At 67.7% G+C, this 15,638-nt stretch carries 15 protein-coding genes; 10 read left to right on the top strand and 5 right to left on the bottom strand.

Features of this window, described 5'->3' with window-relative positions; all coding sequences use genetic code 11:
- Positions 1-102: 102 nt before the first annotated feature.
- Complete coding sequence (locus tag ABD088_RS14125) at positions 103-1,596, bottom strand: hypothetical protein (RefSeq protein WP_343902596.1); 1,494 nt, start codon at positions 1,594-1,596, stop codon at positions 103-105.
- Here ABD088_RS14125 and ABD088_RS14120 point away from each other — a divergent pair.
- From ABD088_RS14120 to ABD088_RS14075, 10 genes are all read left to right on the top strand, one after another.
- The gene (locus tag ABD088_RS14120; RefSeq protein ID WP_343902595.1) at positions 1,549-2,451 is read left to right on the top strand and encodes a tetratricopeptide repeat protein; all 903 of its coding nucleotides are present in this window, start codon (positions 1,549-1,551) and stop codon (positions 2,449-2,451) included. The genes ABD088_RS14125 and ABD088_RS14120 overlap by 48 nt on opposite strands.
- A gap of 15 nt (positions 2,452-2,466) precedes the next feature.
- The gene (locus tag ABD088_RS14115) at positions 2,467-3,441 is read left to right on the top strand and encodes an HAD-IIA family hydrolase (protein ID WP_343902594.1); all 975 of its coding nucleotides are present in this window, start codon (positions 2,467-2,469) and stop codon (positions 3,439-3,441) included.
- Positions 3,442-3,489: 48 nt separating this feature from the next.
- Positions 3,490-3,666, top strand: coding sequence for a hypothetical protein (locus ABD088_RS14110; RefSeq protein WP_343902593.1), 177 nt, complete (start codon positions 3,490-3,492; stop codon positions 3,664-3,666).
- Positions 3,663-4,460, top strand: coding sequence for a TlyA family RNA methyltransferase (locus ABD088_RS14105; RefSeq protein WP_343902592.1), 798 nt, complete (start codon positions 3,663-3,665; stop codon positions 4,458-4,460). The genes ABD088_RS14110 and ABD088_RS14105 overlap by 4 nt, the downstream gene beginning before the upstream one ends.
- A 93-nt stretch (positions 4,461-4,553) precedes the next feature.
- Positions 4,554-5,564, top strand: coding sequence for an NAD kinase (locus tag ABD088_RS14100; RefSeq protein ID WP_343902591.1), 1,011 nt, complete (start codon positions 4,554-4,556; stop codon positions 5,562-5,564).
- On the top strand, positions 5,561-7,300 hold the full coding sequence (gene recN / locus ABD088_RS14095) for a DNA repair protein RecN (RefSeq protein WP_343902590.1): 1,740 nt from the start codon (positions 5,561-5,563) through the stop codon (positions 7,298-7,300). The genes ABD088_RS14100 and recN overlap by 4 nt, the downstream gene beginning before the upstream one ends.
- Before the next feature lie 87 nt (positions 7,301-7,387).
- Positions 7,388-9,076, top strand: coding sequence for a CTP synthase (gene pyrG / locus ABD088_RS14090; RefSeq protein ID WP_343902589.1), 1,689 nt, complete (start codon positions 7,388-7,390; stop codon positions 9,074-9,076).
- A gap of 3 nt (positions 9,077-9,079) precedes the next feature.
- Positions 9,080-9,745, top strand: a complete 666-nt coding sequence (locus tag ABD088_RS14085; protein WP_343902588.1) for an NUDIX domain-containing protein — start codon at positions 9,080-9,082, stop codon at positions 9,743-9,745.
- 15 nt (positions 9,746-9,760) lie between these two features.
- Complete coding sequence (gene xerD, locus ABD088_RS14080) at positions 9,761-10,750, top strand: site-specific tyrosine recombinase XerD (RefSeq protein ID WP_343902587.1); 990 nt, start codon at positions 9,761-9,763, stop codon at positions 10,748-10,750.
- Complete coding sequence (locus tag ABD088_RS14075) at positions 10,743-11,252, top strand: NUDIX domain-containing protein (RefSeq protein WP_343902586.1); 510 nt, start codon at positions 10,743-10,745, stop codon at positions 11,250-11,252. Before xerD ends, ABD088_RS14075 begins: the two co-directional genes overlap by 8 nt.
- Positions 11,253-11,322: 70 nt before the next feature.
- Here ABD088_RS14075 and ABD088_RS14070 read toward each other — a convergent pair whose 3' ends face one another.
- Genes ABD088_RS14070 through ABD088_RS14055 form a run of 4 tightly spaced genes read right to left on the bottom strand, consistent with a single transcriptional unit; the run spans position 11,323 to position 15,583 of the window.
- The gene (locus ABD088_RS14070) at positions 11,323-12,465 is read right to left on the bottom strand and encodes a bifunctional 2-methylcitrate synthase/citrate synthase (protein WP_343902585.1); all 1,143 of its coding nucleotides are present in this window, start codon (positions 12,463-12,465) and stop codon (positions 11,323-11,325) included.
- On the bottom strand, positions 12,462-13,418 hold the full coding sequence (gene prpB / locus ABD088_RS14065; protein ID WP_343902584.1) for a methylisocitrate lyase: 957 nt from the start codon (positions 13,416-13,418) through the stop codon (positions 12,462-12,464). Before prpB ends, ABD088_RS14070 begins: the two co-directional genes overlap by 4 nt.
- Positions 13,419-14,936 (bottom strand): MmgE/PrpD family protein, encoded by a 1,518-nt coding sequence (locus ABD088_RS14060; protein ID WP_343902583.1) that lies wholly within the window; start codon positions 14,934-14,936, stop codon positions 13,419-13,421.
- Positions 14,933-15,583: a GntR family transcriptional regulator gene (locus ABD088_RS14055; RefSeq protein ID WP_343902582.1), complete on the bottom strand. Its 651-nt coding sequence runs from the start codon at positions 15,581-15,583 to the stop codon at positions 14,933-14,935. The genes ABD088_RS14060 and ABD088_RS14055 overlap by 4 nt, the downstream gene beginning before the upstream one ends.
- Positions 15,584-15,638: the final 55 nt, after the last annotated feature.

Raw genomic sequence — 15,638 nt, 5'->3', positions numbered from 1 at the left:
GACCCACAGCGCCGATGGTACTGCACTCGGGAGGGTGTGGGAGAGTAGGACGCCGCCGGACCATTTTTAGAAGTTGAGGCCCTCAGCCCCTGGTTGAGGGCCTCAACTCGTTAACAGGCGAACCCGCTCTGGCAGCCGTGGTAGATCCGCGGCACGTGCGATTGTGGTGACTCGTCTAAGATTGAATGAGCTTAAGAAGCCCCTGGGACAATTCCCGGGGCACCCAAGATGTAACCCAGATGCGGCCCGGCCGGATCTCAGAGAGGAACGGCCACCGTGGCTGACGAACGCAATAATTTCCGAGGGCCGCGGGACGACAAGTCCAAGCGCACCGGATCCAACGACCGAGACCGTCGCGAGGGCGGTTTCCGTGGTGGCAATGACCGTAACGAAGGTGGTTTCCGTGGTGGAAACGACCGTCGTGAAGGCGGCTACCGCGGGAACAATGACCGTAACGAGGGTGGCTTCCGTGGCAAGCCGGAGCGTTCCGAGGGTGGTTTCCGTGGTGGAAACGACCGTCGTGAAGGCGGCTACCGCGGGAACAACGACCGCAATGAGGGTGGCTTCCGTGGCAAGCCGGAGCGTTCCGAGGGTGGTTTCCGTGGTGGAAACGACCGTCGTGAAGGCGGCTACCGCGGGAACAGCGACCGTAACGAGGGTGGCTTCCGTGGCAAGCCGGAGCGTTCCGAGGGTGGTTTCCGTGGCAAGGCGGAGCGTTCCGAGGGTGGTTTCCGTGGTGGAAATGACCGTCGTGAAGGTGGCTTCCGTGGCAAGCCGGAGCGTTCCGAGGGTGGTTTCCGTGGTGGAAGCGACCGTCGTGAAGGTGGCTACCGCGGGAACAGCGACCGCAATGAGGGTGGCTTCCGTGGCAAGCCGGAGCGTTCCGAGGGTGGTTTCCGTGGTGGAAGCGACCGTCGTGAAGGCGGCTACCGCGGGAACAACGACCGCAATGAGGGTGGCTTCCGTGGCAAGCCGGAGCGTTCCGAGGGCGGTTTCCGTGGTGGAAATGACCGTCGTGAAGGTGGCTACCGCGGGAACAGCGACCGTAACGAGGGTGGCTTCCGTGGCAAGCCGGAGCGTTCCGAGGGCGGTTTCCGTGGTGGAAATGACCGTCGTGAAGGCGGCTACCGCGGGAACAACGACCGCAATGAGGGTGGCTTCCGTGGCAAGCCGGAGCGTTCCGAGGGCGGTTTCCGTGGTGGAAACGATCGTCGTGAAGGCGGCTTCCGTGGCAAGCCGGAGCGTTCCGAGGGTGGCTTCCGTGGCAAGCCCCAGCGCAATGATGGCCCCTATCGCGGCCGGACCGAGGATCGGCGTTCGCACGATCTGAACACGGGTGATGACACACGTCGCAACTTCCCCGGCTTGGAGGAAGGCGAACGTCCCGCGCACAATCCTGCTGACCTGCGCGTTTCCAACCGCGCTGATCGTCCGCGTTCGCCGGAGATTGACCCGGATGTCACGGGCAAGGAACTGGACCGGATCACGCGCGCTGAGCTGCGGTACCTGGACGAGAAGAACTTTGACTGGGTAGCGAAGCACCTGGTGATGGCCGGCCGACTGATCGACATCGATCCCGAGGTCGCCTACGAACATGCCATGGCAGCAAGCCGTCGTGGAGGCCGCGTCGCCGTGGTGCGTGAAGCAGTGGGCCTGACCGCCTACACGGCAGGTAACTATGCCGAGGCGCTCCGTGAATTCCGCACCTTCCGTCGCATTAGTGGTTCAAACATCCACTTGCCCGTGATGGCGGATTGCGAGCGCGGTTTGGGCAAGCCGGAAAAGGCCCTCGAGACCGCGCACAGTGAAGAAGCGGAGACCCTCGATACCCCAGGGCGTGTGGAGATGGCCATTGTTGCCTCCGGCGCGCAGGCGGATCTGGGCAATCGGGAAGCCGCACTCGCGGAATTGCAGATCCCGCAGCTGGACATCAACCGGGCCTTCTCCTTCAGCCCTCGGTTGTTCGAGGCGTACGCGATCGCCCTCGACGCACTGGGCAAGAACGGCGAGGCCGAGCTCTGGCGGCGCCAGATCTCCTTGGCCGAGCGTGCCCTGGGCGTCGGTGAATTCTCTGATCCGGACATCATGGACCTCGGTGAGGACGAAGACGATGAGGAAGCACCCAGCGGCAGGCCGCGGGCACGTGACCTCGTCAACGACGCGGACTCTGAGGCAGCAGGGGAGGACGCGTCGGATGAGTCCGAGGCTTCTGCCGATGATGACGTCGATGCCGATGCCGATGCCGATGCCGATGCCGATGCTGATGCCGATGCAGATGCAGATGCCGACGTAGATGCCGACGTCGAAACGTCAGACGAGGCGCCGGTCGCTGACGGCACCGATGTGCCTTCGGAACTGCCGACGGAGGCTGTCACCGACGTCGACAGCGAGGATTCGGCCCCCACGACCGCTCCGGACGGGCTTTCGAACCCGTTCGAGACGGATAAGTAGGGGTCAGCTTCCACCATGCTGATCTCCGCCTTCGACGCCCTCCTCTCCGATCTGGATGGAGTCGTCTACGCCGGCCCGGACGCCATCCCCGGGGCCCCCGAGGCCCTGGGGCGCCTGGCCGGCGTCGGCGTCGAATTGGCGTACATCACCAACAATGCCTCCCGTTCCCCTGAAGTTGTCGCCCGGCACATCCGCCAGCTCGGCGCCCCGGCAGATGCGGGAAACGTCTTCGGTTCCGCCGACGCCGGCGCGGATCTGCTCGCCGAGCGGATCCCTGCCAGGAGCAAGGTCCTGGTGGTGGGGAGCGCCTATCTGCGTGACTGCGTCGTCGCCCGTGGGCTGACGCTGGCCGAGTCGGCGGAGGAAGCACCCGCAGCTGTCATCCAGGGGTTCGACCCCGACGTGAACTGGAGGGACCTCGCCGAGGCTGCCCACGCCATCAACGGCGGGGCGACCTGGGTGGCAACGAACACCGACATGACCATTCCGCGGGCCCGGGGCATCGCCCCCGGCAATGGCTCCCTGGTCGCGGCGGTCGCCACGGCCACCGGGAGCCGCCCGATCGTGGCCGGCAAACCGGAGCCCTTGCTCTTCCACGTCGCAGCGGAACAGCTCGAGGCGTCCCGGCCGCTGGTGGTCGGGGACCGGCTGGACACTGACATCCTCGGGGGAAACCGCGCAGGATTCGCCACCGCCGTCGTGTTCACCGGTGTCGACGATGCGACTGCCGTGCTGGGGGCACCATCGGACCAGCGGCCGCGGTACATCCTGGGAACGCTGGCGGAACTCTTCGGCGACTATCCTGTCGTCAGGGCCACCGGCAAGCAGATTGTCTGTGGCGAAGCACGCGCCGGCGTCGAGGGCAACACGATCACGGTGACCGGTTCGCGAGCGGATCTGGACGCCTGGCGCGCTGCCTGCTGCGCCTGGTGGTACGCCCACCCGCAGGAATCCGGAAGCACGACGCCGGAGCTCAACTTCAGCTCCTAGGTCACCATCCGGTGCCATCACCACCGGCCCGTAGCGAGGAGGAACATCGTGGATGACCAGCAGGACCTCTCCGGTCCCGGCCCCACCGGCGACGCAGCCGTCGACGCGCAACTCGAGGCCCTGGATGCCCTGGGCTCGTTGCCCCCCGGGGAACACCAGGCCGTCTACGCGGCCCTCCACGACGGACTCCGTCGGGTCCTCGACGAGGATCCCGCGGACGCATGAGCCGGCTCGACCAGGAACTTGTCTCCCGCGGGTTGGCGCGTTCACGCACCCACGCCGCGAAGCTCATCGCGGCCGGACGTATCAGCCTCGATGGCCTGACGGTGAGTCGTGCCGCCAAGCAGGTGGGGGAGGACCAGCGCCTTGCGGTCCAGGAGAGCACCGATGAGGAATATGTCAGCCGGGCCGGCCACAAGCTGGCCGGAGCGCTCGACGTGTTCAGCGACATCGAGGTCGCCGGACGGCGATGCCTGGACGCCGGCGCGTCCACCGGTGGCTTCACCGAGGTGTTGCTGCGACGCGGAGCCGCGGCAGTCCTCGCCGTCGACGTCGGACACGGCCAACTGGTCGAAACGATCCGCAATGACCCCCGCGTCGTGGTCCACGAGGGGATGAACGTGCGTCACCTGACGCCGGCGATGGTCGGCGGTGACGTCGACCTCGTGGTCGCGGACCTGTCCTTCATCTCCCTGCGCCTCGTCGTCGGTGCACTGGCAGCGGTGACCCGGCCCACCGGTGACCTGGTCCTGATGGTCAAGCCCCAATTCGAGGTGGGCCGGGACAATCTGGGGCGCACCGGCGTCGTGGGCAGTGCCGAGCTGCGGCGGTCCGCCGTCACCGGTGTCGTGCGCTCCGCAGCCGAAGCGGGTTTGCGGCTGGCCGGATTGGCCCGGAGTCCCTTGCCCGGCCAGGACGGCAACGTGGAGTTCTTCCTTCGGTTGGAGGCCGCTGGATCCGCCGATTACCCACAATCCGAAACCGACGCCGCCCGACTGGCCGATATTGACTATTCTTGAAACAGGTCCCGTTCTCGCGGAAGTCCCGTGTCCGGGGCGCGGTTCGAACATACTTTCGTCTACGGTGAAGTAGGTCCACAAGGGAAGGAACGCATGAGACGAATACTGGTCCTGGCGCACACCGGGCGGGATGATGCGCTCCGTGCCGCGTTGGACACCTGTCTTCGGCTGCGTGACTCCGGGCTTGTTCCCGTCATGCGTCGCGATGAGGTGCGCAACCTGCGCAACGCCCCCGACGGCAAGAGCCTCGAGGTGCAGATCCTGGGCGAGGACGTCGAACTCAGCGACATCGACCTGGGCATGGTCCTGGGTGGGGATGGAACGGTGCTGCGGGCCGCGGAAATGGTCCGGGACTCCGCAGTACCCCTGCTCGGCGTCAACCTCGGCCACGTCGGCTTCCTGGCCGAGAGCGAGCGGGCCGACCTGCGCCAGACCGTCGACTGGGTCGTGAACCGGCACTACGTCGTCGAGGAGCGCATGGCCATCGACGTGCAGGTCTGGCTCGGCAACCGGCGCATCTCCCACACCTGGGCGCTGAACGAGGCCGCCGTGGAGAAGGCCAACCGCGAACGCATGATCGAGGTCGTCATGGAAGTCGACGGCCGGCCCATCAGCACCTTCGGCTGCGACGGGATCGTCATGGCCACCCCGACCGGGTCGACGGCCTACGCGTTCTCCGCCGGGGGACCGGTGGTCTGGCCCGGGGTGGAGGCGCTGATCATGGTGCCCATCTCGGCCCACGCCCTCTTCGCCAAGCCGCTGGTGGTGGCCCCGACCTCCACCATGGCCATCGAGCTGCTCTCCCGCACCGACGCCTCCGGCGTGCTGTGGTGCGATGGACGGCGCACGCTGGAACTGCCGCCCGGTGCCCGCGTCGAGGTCACCCGTTCCTCGAAGCCCGTGCGCCTGGCCCGGGTGAACCGCACCCCCTTCAGCGAACGGCTGGTGCGAAAGTTCGAGTTGCCCACCAGCGGCTGGCGCGGCCCCGTTTCCGAGGTCCACCGCGACGCCGAGACCTCCGCGTTGCCGATCATCGATCCACCACTGCAGGTCGTCGAGCCCCGCCACTTCCAGCCGCGCCCGGAGACGGAGCAGCACCCATGATCGAGGAGATCCGGATATCGGACCTCGGCGTCATCACCCGGGCCACCTTGGAGCTGGATCCGGGATTCACCGTCGTGACCGGCGAGACCGGTGCCGGCAAGACCATGGTCGTCACCGCGTTGGGGCTGCTCCTGGGCAACCGTGCCGACGCCGGCGCCGTCCGTCATGGAGCCAAACAGGCGGTCGCCGAAGCCACCCTGCGGCTGCCGTCCGGCAGCCCCGCCTTGGCACGCGCCGAGGAAAGCGGAGCCATCGTGGAGGAGAACGACGGCGCCGCCGAGTTGATCCTCGCACGCATCCTCAGCGCGGAAGGGCGCAGCCGGGCTGCGGTCGGCGGAACGTCGGCCCCGGTGGGATTGCTCTCCGAGCTCGGCTCGCATCTGGTGGCCGTGCATGGCCAGAGCGACCAGTTGCGCCTGCGCAGCGCCATCGCCCAACGGGGGTCCCTCGACAAGTTCGGCGGTCCCGAGCTGGCCACGGCACGGACCGCCTACCAGAAGACCTACGACAGCTGGAAGGCGGTGGCCGCCGAACTCGAGGAGATCACCTCGGCGGCACGCGAACGGGTCAGGGAAGCGGAATCGCTGCAGCTGGCCCTCGAGGAGATCGACGCCGTCGACCCCCGGCCCGGCGAGGACGATGAACTCAAGGCCGAAGCGCAGAAGCTCTCGAACGTCGAGGGCCTGCGCTCGGCGGCGGTGACGGCCCATGGGGCGCTCACGGGGGATGAGTTCAGCGAGGACCCCAACGCCGTCGGCTTGGTTGAAACCGCGAAACGATCCCTCGAGATGGTCGCCGACGACGATCCGGAATTGCAGGCCCTGGGGGCCCGGGTCAACGAGATCGGCATCCTCGTGGCCGACGTGACCATGGAGCTGGGCAGCTACCTGGCCCGCCTGGACGGTGACGGGCCCGGCCGGCTGGCCGAGGTCGAGGAACGCCGTGCTGCGTTGAACCAGCTCATCCGCAAATACGCGCCCACCATCGACGAGGTCATCAGCTGGACCGAGACGGCCCGCCGACGCCATATGGACCTGCAGGACGACTCGGGCCGCGTCGAGGCCCTCAGCGCCCAGCTGGAGGGCCTGGAGGAGCGTCTGCGCCAACAGGCGACGACGTTGACCACACTGCGGACCGCAGCGGCGGCCCGGCTCTCGGAACGCGTCAGCGACGAACTGGCTGCGCTGGCCATGCCCGACGCCCGGTTCGTCGTGGAGGTCGGGCCCCTTGAGGAGCCGGCCCGCCACGGAGCCGACTCCATCGCCATGCTGCTCCAGCCCCACGCGGGAAGCGCCCCGCGACCCCTGGGAAAGGGTGCCTCCGGTGGCGAGCTGTCCCGCGTGATGCTGGCCATCGAGGTGGTCCTCGCCGAAACCGACCCGGTGCCGACGTTCGTCTTCGACGAGGTCGACTCGGGCGTGGGCGGCAAGGCAGCGGTGGAGATCGGCAAACGGCTGGCCATGCTTGCCCGGCACGTCCAGGTGATCGTGGTGACCCACCTGCCCCAGGTGGCCGCCTACGCCCAACGCCATATCCGGGTGATCAAGAACTCCGATGCCCACGCGCAGGATGGCGCGGGCTTCACCGCCAGTGATGTGCTCAGACTCGACGACGCCGACCGCGTACGTGAGTTGGCTCGCATGCTGGCCGGCCAGGAGCACTCCGACACGGCCCAAGCCCATGCCGAGGAACTCCTCGAAACGGCGCGCCAGGCCATGTCGGAACTGGCAACATAGGGCCCAGCGGGCCGTGGTGTCCCAGTCCCCGAGGACCAGGGAGCCCGGTCCGGGCAGTAGAGTGGCCACAACCCGTCCGGCGAATAGATGATAGGCTCGAATTCCGTGGTGCAGCGAACAATTTCCAAGTCCCGGTCCGAAACTACCAAGCAGATTTTTGTCACCGGTGGTGTGGCTTCGTCCCTCGGGAAGGGACTGACGGCCTCCAGCCTCGGTCACCTTCTGCGAGCACGTGGCCTCACGGTGACGATGCAAAAACTGGATCCCTATCTCAACGTGGATCCCGGCACGATGAACCCCTTCCAGCACGGTGAGGTCTTCGTGACCGACGACGGCTCGGAAACCGACCTCGATATCGGCCATTACGAGCGCTTCCTCGACGAGAACCTCGACGGGTCGGCCAACGTGACCACCGGACAGGTCTACTCCCGGGTCATCGAGAAGGAACGCCGTGGTGACTACCTCGGCGATACCGTCCAGGTCATCCCGCATATCACCGACGAGATCAAGCGCCGGATGCGGTTGCCGTCCGAGGCGGAGAACGCCCCCGATGTGATCATCACCGAGATCGGTGGCACCGTCGGCGACATCGAATCCCAGCCGTTCCTCGAATCGGCCCGCCAGGTACGCCAGGATGTCGGTCGCGGCAACGTGTTCTTCGTCCACGTGTCGCTGGTTCCCTACATCGGCCCCTCACATGAGCTCAAGACCAAGCCGACCCAGCACTCCGTGGCAGCCCTGCGGTCCATCGGCATCCAGCCGGATGCCCTGGTGATTCGCTCCGACCGCGAGATCCCCGATGAAATGCGGGAAAAGCTCGGACGCACCTGCGACGTCGACCCCGAAGCGGTCATCAACTGTGCGGATGCCCCGAGCATCTACGACATCCCGGTGATCATCCACGACCAGGGACTTGACGCCCATATCGTGCAGTCCCTGGGCCTGAAGTTCAAGGACGTCGACTGGACCCAGTGGACCCGTCTGCTGCACGCCGTGCACCACCCGGACCACGAGCTCGAGGTGGCCCTGGTCGGCAAGTACATCGACCTGCCGGACGCCTACCTCTCGGTCACCGAGGCCCTGCGTGCCGGCGGATTCGCCAACGAGACCCGGGTCAACATCCGCTGGGTCCCCTCGGACGAGTGCGCCACCGAAGCCGGGGCGAAGAAGGCCCTGCGCGGCGTCGACGCGATCTGCGTACCCGGTGGGTTCGGCATCCGCGGCCTCGACGGCAAGCTGGGCGCCCTGAAGTTCGCCCGGGAAACCGGCCTGCCGACGTTGGGCCTGTGCCTGGGCCTGCAGTCGATGGTCATCGAATACGCCCGCAATGTCGCCGGTCTGGATGATGCCTCCTCCACCGAATTCGAGCCGGACTCCCAGAACCCGGTCATCGCCACGATGGCCGAGCAGGAGGACATCGTCGCCGGCAAGGGAGACCTGGGCGGCACGATGCGGTTGGGCCTCTATGACGCCACCCTGGGCGAAGGCACCGTCGTGGCCGGGACCTACGGGACCACCCAGGTGGCCGAGCGCCACCGCCACCGTTACGAGGTCAACAACGCCTACCGGGCGCAGCTCGAGGAAGCCGGGCTGGTCTTCTCCGGGACCTCACCGGACGGCAAGCTCGTCGAATTCGTCGAACTTCCGGCCTCGCAGCACCCGTACTACGTCTCGACGCAGGCGCACCCGGAGCTCAGCTCGCGCCCGACCCGCCCGCATCCGCTCTTCATCGGGCTGATCAAGGCAGGGCTGGAGCACCAGAAGGCCGGACGGTAGGTCATGACCCTCCACGGTCCACACGGCGCCGGGCTGGGCGACGAACCCAGCCCGCGCCGCGTGCTCCACTCCGAATCGGTGTACGACGGGCGCATCTGGGACGTCGTGCAGGACACCTTCGAGCTGTCCGCCGGGGCTCAGCCGCTGGTCCGCGACTACATCAACCATCCCGGCGCCGTGGCCATCCTGGTCCTCGACGCGCAGGACCGGGTCCTGCTGGTGCGCCAATACCGCCACCCGGTGGGCATGATGCTGTGGGAGATCCCGGCCGGCCTGCTTGACGTGGCCGGGGAGGATCCGCGGGACGCCGCAGCCCGCGAACTGGCCGAGGAAGCGGACCTGACGGCCGGGCGCTGGGACGTGCTGACCGAGATCTTCAATTCCCCCGGTTCCTCCAGCGAGGCGCTGCGCATCTACCTCGCCCGGGAGCCGCACGACGTCCCCGAGCACGAGCGCTTCGAGCGCACGGAGGAAGAGGCGGAAATGCAGTGGGCGTGGGTGCCGCTGGAGGAGGCCGTGCAGGCCGTCCTGGGAGGCCGGATCCACAACCCCTCGGCCGTGGCCGGGGTGCTGGCCGTCGCTGCTGCCCGGGCCAACGGGTATGCCGACCTGCGCCCCGCCGATTCCGCCTGGACCGCGCATCCCCGCCACCGTTCCGCGGACGGGTAGAGGGCCGGTGAGCAGATGTCCACGGCCGTGACACCGGAACCCTCCTCCGCGGAGGGACCGGTCGAGGTTCCCGGACCGTTGGCCCGCGAAGTGGCCGCCTACCTCCAGCATGTAGCCGTCGAACGGGGGATGGCTGCCAACACGGTCTCCGCCTACCGCCGTGACCTGCAGCGTTACGCGCAGTTCCTGGCCACGCAGGAGGTCGGCTCGGCGACAGCCATCACCCGCCACCACCTCACCGCCTTCGCGCAATCCCTGCGCGACGGGTCCGACGGCGGTGCTGAACTCAGTGCCCGGTCCGCCGCGCGTTGCATCGTTGCCGTGCGCGGACTTCACCGTTTCTGGGCCCTGGAGGGGCTGACCACTGACAACCCGGCTGCCGACCTGCACCCTCCGGCTGCCGGACAGCGCCTGCCCAAGGCCATCAGCGTCGCCGAGGTCGCCGCCATCCTCGAGTCGGTTCCCACCGACACCGAGGCGGGACTGCGTGACCGGGCACTGCTGGAGTTCCTCTACTCCACCGGGGCACGTATCAGCGAAGCGGTCGGACTCGACGTCGATGACCTGCACCTGGAGCGTCCCGCCGATGGTCCAGCCGTGGTGCGGCTCTTCGGCAAGGGGTCCAAGGAGCGCATCGTGCCGCTGGGATCCTACGCGGCAGCCGCCCTGGAGGCCTATCTGGTGCGGGGACGCCCGGGAATGGCCGTCAAGGGCCAGGGGACACCTGCCCTGTTCCTGAATCTGAGGGGAGGACGCCTGAGCCGGCAGTCGGCCTGGTCCGTCCTCAAGGCGGCAGCTGGGCGTTCGGGCATCGGCAAGGACGTGTCCCCCCACACCCTGCGCCACTCCTTCGCCACCCACCTGCTGGAAGGCGGTGCCGACGTCCGCGTGGTGCAGGAACTGCTGGGCCACGCGTCGGTGACCACCACGCAGGTCTACACCATGCTCAACGCCCAGACCTTGCGCGAGGTCTATGCCTCGGCGCATCCGCGGGCCCGTGCCTGAGTCCGCCGAAGCCGGCCAGCTGGGCACCGCCGTCGTCCTGTGCCTGCTCCAACGCGGGCCGGCCGATCGCCGGGAGGTCCTGCTCGGACATAAGCTGCGCGGATTCGGACACGGGAAGTTCGTGCTGCCCGGCGGGAAGATCGAACCGGGGGAGGGGCCGGCCGAGGCGGCAGCCCGCGAGCTGGCCGAGGAAACGGGGCTCCACGTGGACCCGTCCAGCCTGCGGGGGATCGCGACCATCCGCTTCATCTTCCCGGCCAGCCCGGCGTCCGACATGTATTGCACGGTGTTCCGGGCCCCCGTTGCCACCGGGACGGCCCGGCGGACCGCGGAACTCTCGCCGTCCTGGCATCCGGTGGACCGGCTGCCGCTGGCCCAGATGTGGGAGGACTCCCCGCGCTGGCTCACGCCGTTGCTGCACGGCAGGGAACTGGACGCCGAGGTGGTGCTCGCCGAGGACAACCTCTCCGTGGCCAGCTACCGCGCCATCCCGCGCCGCTGAACGCGAAGACGCCCGCGGCGGGATGCCGCGGGCGCCGTGCGCTGTGGTGCCGGTGGGGTGGTGGACGCCCCTAGAACGAGCGCTGCTCCGGACCGTTGTAGGCCGAGAGCGGGCGGATCAGCGCATTGTTGGCACGCTGCTCCATGATGTGTGCTGTCCAGCCGGAAATCCGCGAGGCGATGAACAACGGGGTGAACATCTGGGTGTCGAAGCCCATCAGGTGGTACGTCGGCCCGGCCGGGTAGTCCAGGTTGGGCTTGATGTTCTTCGCCTCGGCCATGGCCGACTCGAGGCCATCGTAGAGGCCCAGGATCTCGTCACGGCCGAAGTACGCGATCATCGCATCCAACGCTGCCTTCATGGTGGGCACGCGGGAGTCACCGTTCTTGTACACGCGGTGGCCGAAGCCCATGACCTTCTTCTTCGCTGCCAGGGCTTCCTCCATCCACTTCTTGGCGCGGGCCGCGGCATCCTCGCGGGATTCGTCCGTGCGGATGCCGATCTCCTCGAAAGTGTGCATGACCGCCTCGTTGGCCCCGCCATGCAGCGGTCCCTTCAAGGCACCGATGGCCCCGACGATGGCCGAGTGCAGGTCCGAGAGCGTCGAGGTGATGACGCGTGCGGTGAACGTGGAGGCGTTGAACGAGTGCTCGGCGTAGAGGACCATCGAGACCCGGAACGCGTCCACGACCTCGGGCGCTGCCTCCTCGCCGTTGGTCATCCACAAGAAGTTCTGCGAGTAGTCCAGATCCTCGCGCGGTTCGACCAGCTCCTGCTTCCGGCGGCGGCGCTGGTCGTAGGCGACGACTGCCGGGAAGCGGGCCAACAGCGACTTGGCCTTCTCCAGCTCCGCCTCCGGGGAGGAGTCCTCGGCCAGCGGGTGGTTGGCGCCGAGCACCGACACCGCGGTGCGGGCCACGTCCATGGGGTGGCAGTCCACCGGCAGCAGGTCGATGGCTGCCTTCACGTTGTCTTCCAGGGCACGGTTCGCCCGCTCGTAGGCGACGAACTCCTTCAGCTCGTCGTCGCTGGGCAGCTCACCGGTCCACAACAGCAGCGCCACTTCCTCGAAGCTCTTGGACGCTGCCAGGTCCTGGACCGGGTACCCGCGGTAGAGCAGTGAGTTCGTGTCGGGATTGACCTTGGAGACTGCCGTGTAGTCGACGACGACGCCGGCCAGGCCCTTCTTGATGTCGGTTTCGTTTTCGCTCATGATTGGTGCTCCTTTGAACCCGATGTCAGGTGTGCGTTATTGCCGTCGATGTCGAGCCCGGGAACCTGGAAATTGAAGATCCCGGTATCGAAGCGGTTGTAGGCCTCGTAGTCCACCAGATCATACAACCGGGCCCGCGTCAGCATCTGGGGGACCTGGCTTTCCTGGGTGCCGTCGGCCCCGATGGCATCGAGCACGCGTTCGGCGGCGCCCATGGCGCTGCGCAGCAGGGTCACCGGATAGATCACCAGGGCGACGCCGGCGTCGGCCAGGTCCGTGCGGGTGAAGAGCTCGGATTTGCCGAACTCGGTCATGTTGGCCAGCACCGGTACGTCCACTGCGCTGCACACGGCCTCGAACTCCGAGACATCACGCATGGCCTCGGGGAAGATGGCGTCGGCACCTGCATCCACCAGGGCCTTGGCCCGGTCGATGGCGGCGTCGAGCCCGTCGACCGCCCGGACATCGGTGCGTGCCATGATCAGGAAATTCGGATCCCGGCGGGCATCTGCGGCTGCGGCGATGCGCTTGACCATGGTGTCCAGCTCCACGACGTTCTTCCCGTCGAGGTGCCCGCACCGTTTGGGGTTGAACTGGTCCTCGATGTGGCAGCCCGCCAAACCGGCGTTCTCCAGTTCCTGGATGGTGCGGGCCACGTTCATCGGCTCGCCGAATCCCGTATCCGCGTCGACGATGGCCGGCAGATCGGTCATCCGGGCGATCTGCCCGGCCCGGCTGGCGACCTCGGTCAAGGTCGTCAGCCCGACATCGGGCAACCCGAGGTCATTGGCGAGCACCGCGCCGGAGATGTAGACGCCGTCGAACCCCTTTTCGCCGATGAGACGTGCCGAGAGCGGGTTGAAGGCACCGGGAAACTGGCGTGCGGTTCCCGGAACCAGCAGCTCGCGCAGGGTGCGCCGCTTGGCCTCGGGGGTGGCGGTTGAATACAACATCTAGAACAGTCCCTTCGGTGCGGAAGCGGCGTCGATGATCCCGGGGGCCGCGACGATGTTCAGCTGGTCCAGCTCGCCGCCGGCCAGCTCGGGCAGGCGCTCGGCGGCTGCGATGAAACGCTCGATCTCCTCCGGGGCCACGAGGTCCTGGGCCAGGGTGCGGAATTTGTTGATGTACTGCTCCCGGGCGAAGGGGCGGGCGCCGAGCGGGTGCGCGTCGGCGACGGCGATCTCATCGGTGATGACCGTTCCGTCCTTCAGGGTGATCTCCACGGACCCGCCGAAGGCCTTCTCTGCGATGTCCAGCGAGTGGTAGCGCCGGGTCCATTCGGCGTCCTCCTCCGTGGTGACCTTGTGCCACAACCCGACGGTGTCGGCGCGGCCGGCCCGCTCGGGGGAGTAGGAATCCACGTGGTGCCAGGCGCCATCCTGCAGGGCCACCGTGAAGATGTACGGGATCGAGTGGTCCAGCGTCTCGCGGGAGGCGGTGGGATCGTACTTCTGCGGGTCGTTGGCCCCGGAGCCGATGACGAAGTGGGTGTGGTGGCTGGTCTTGATGCGCACGCTTTCCACATTGGCCGGGTCAGTTGCCTCGGGGTGCTCGCCGTGCAGCTTGCGGGCCAGGTCGATCCACGCCTGGGCCTGGTACTCGGCGGAGTGTTCCTTCGTATAGGTGTCCAGGATGGCGCGCTTGGCTTCGCCGGCCTCCGGAAGCGGGACCTCGTAGGAGGCATCGGGACCGTCGAGCATCCAGGCGATGACCCCGTCTTCGCCCTCGTAGATCGGCACGGGGGAGGTCTGCCCGCGCATGGCGCGGTCGGCTGCCTCGACGGCCATCTTGCCGGCAAAAGCGGGGGCATGGGCCTTCCAGGTGGAGATCTCGCCCTTGCGCGACTGGCGGGTCGCCGTCGTGGTGTGCAGTCCCTGGCCGACGGACTGGAAGATGGTCTCCACATCGAGTCCGAGCAGGGTGCCGATGCCGGCGGCGGCCGAGGGGCCCAGGTGGGCGACGTGGTCGATCTTGTGAGCGTGCAGGCAGATGGCCTTCACCAGGTCCACCTGGATCTCGTAGCCGGTGGCGATGGCGCGCACCAGGTCGGCGCCGGAGGCCCCGGTGTGCTGGGCGACGGCAAGGATCGGGGGGATGTTGTCACCCGGGTGGGAGTACTCGGCGGCCAGGAAGGTGTCGTGGTAATCCAGCTCGCGGACGGCCACCCCGTTGGCCCAGGCGGCCCACTCGGGGGAGACCTTCTCGGTGATGCCGAACACCGAGGCCCCGGCACCACCGGAGCTCGGGGCGTGGGCGAGGGCCTGGGAGCGTGCGGCGACGATGGGGCCGCGGTTCAGCGAGGCGATGGCCACCGAGGCGTTGTCGATCACGCGGTTGATCACCATGTCGGTGACCTCGGCGGACACCGCCACCGGGTCGGCGGCAACAGTGGCGATCTTGTGGGCCAGCTGCTCCTCGCGGGGCAGGTTTTCCTCGGAACGGTAGACGCGGACGTGGTGGTTGATCATGCGATGGCCTCTTTCGGTAGGGCATGGGATCTGATGTGGTCAAGGCTGTTGTGCAGGTGGAGTACTGTCGCCGCGGCGGCGAGTGTCGGGTCCCCTGAGGCGATGGCCCGGGCCAGCTGGGCGTGTTCGCGGGCCGAGGCGCGCAGGCGTTGCGGGTCATCGTGGGAGAGGCGGCGCAGCCGCGCGAGGTGCACGCGCAGTCCGGTGAGGGCCTGGCACAGATACGGGTTGGCGGCGCTGTCATCGATGGCCTGGTCCAATTCACCGGCCAACTGGTAGTAGTCGGTGCGTTCGATGGCCGACGCCAGGGCCTGGGAAGCATCGTCGAACCGCTGTGCCAGTTCCTGGAAGGGGCCGGGGCGCCCGGCGAGGGCCGCGCCGCGCGCCGCCTCGGTTTCCAAGGCGCGGCGGAGGGCGAAGAGGTCGTCCACGTGGTCAAGCGAGACATCGGAAACGACGACGCCCCGGCCCCGTTGGGCGACGGCCAGGCCGTCGGCGGTCAGGCGGGAGAGTGCCTCGCGCAGTGGGGTACGGGAAACGCCCAGGCGTTCGGCCTGTTCCACCTCGCCCAGCACGGTCCCCGGCGGCAGCGCCCACGCGACGATGTCCCGCCGCAGTGCCGCATAGGCCTTATCGCTTGCCTTCATACGGTCAGTGTATACACGCGAACGGGAAAGAGGCCAGATGTCCGCCTCGACTTCG

Origin of the sequence: Arthrobacter rhombi, assembly GCF_039526245.1 — a bacterium.
Taxonomy (GTDB): Bacteria; Actinomycetota; Actinomycetes; order Actinomycetales; family Micrococcaceae; genus Arthrobacter_H; species Arthrobacter_H rhombi.
Note: the sequence above shows the minus strand (reverse complement) of the source record. Positions and strands in the feature narration are given on the sequence as shown.

Bases quoted from the DNA above. Each gene is read 5' to 3' on its own strand.
- prpB (WP_343902584.1), bottom strand. From the start codon at position 13,418: ATGTTGTATTCAACCGCCACCCCCGAGGCCAAGCGGCGCACCCTGCGC.
- ABD088_RS14115 (WP_343902594.1), top strand. From the start codon at position 2,467: ATGCTGATCTCCGCCTTCGACGCCCTCCTCTCCGATCTGGATGGAGTC.
- ABD088_RS14120 (WP_343902595.1), top strand. From the start codon at position 1,549: ATGGCCGGCCGACTGATCGACATCGATCCCGAGGTCGCCTACGAACAT.
- ABD088_RS14125 (WP_343902596.1), bottom strand. From the start codon at position 1,596: ATGTTCGTAGGCGACCTCGGGATCGATGTCGATCAGTCGGCCGGCCAT.
- ABD088_RS14100 (WP_343902591.1), top strand. From the start codon at position 4,554: ATGAGACGAATACTGGTCCTGGCGCACACCGGGCGGGATGATGCGCTC.
- ABD088_RS14070 (WP_343902585.1), bottom strand. From the start codon at position 12,465: ATGAGCGAAAACGAAACCGACATCAAGAAGGGCCTGGCCGGCGTCGTC.
- ABD088_RS14105 (WP_343902592.1), top strand. From the start codon at position 3,663: ATGAGCCGGCTCGACCAGGAACTTGTCTCCCGCGGGTTGGCGCGTTCA.
- recN (WP_343902590.1), top strand. From the start codon at position 5,561: ATGATCGAGGAGATCCGGATATCGGACCTCGGCGTCATCACCCGGGCC.
- xerD (WP_343902587.1), top strand. From the start codon at position 9,761: ATGTCCACGGCCGTGACACCGGAACCCTCCTCCGCGGAGGGACCGGTC.
- ABD088_RS14085 (WP_343902588.1), top strand. From the start codon at position 9,080: ATGACCCTCCACGGTCCACACGGCGCCGGGCTGGGCGACGAACCCAGC.
- ABD088_RS14060 (WP_343902583.1), bottom strand. From the start codon at position 14,936: ATGATCAACCACCACGTCCGCGTCTACCGTTCCGAGGAAAACCTGCCC.
- ABD088_RS14055 (WP_343902582.1), bottom strand. From the start codon at position 15,583: ATGAAGGCAAGCGATAAGGCCTATGCGGCACTGCGGCGGGACATCGTC.
- pyrG (WP_343902589.1), top strand. From the start codon at position 7,388: ATGATAGGCTCGAATTCCGTGGTGCAGCGAACAATTTCCAAGTCCCGG.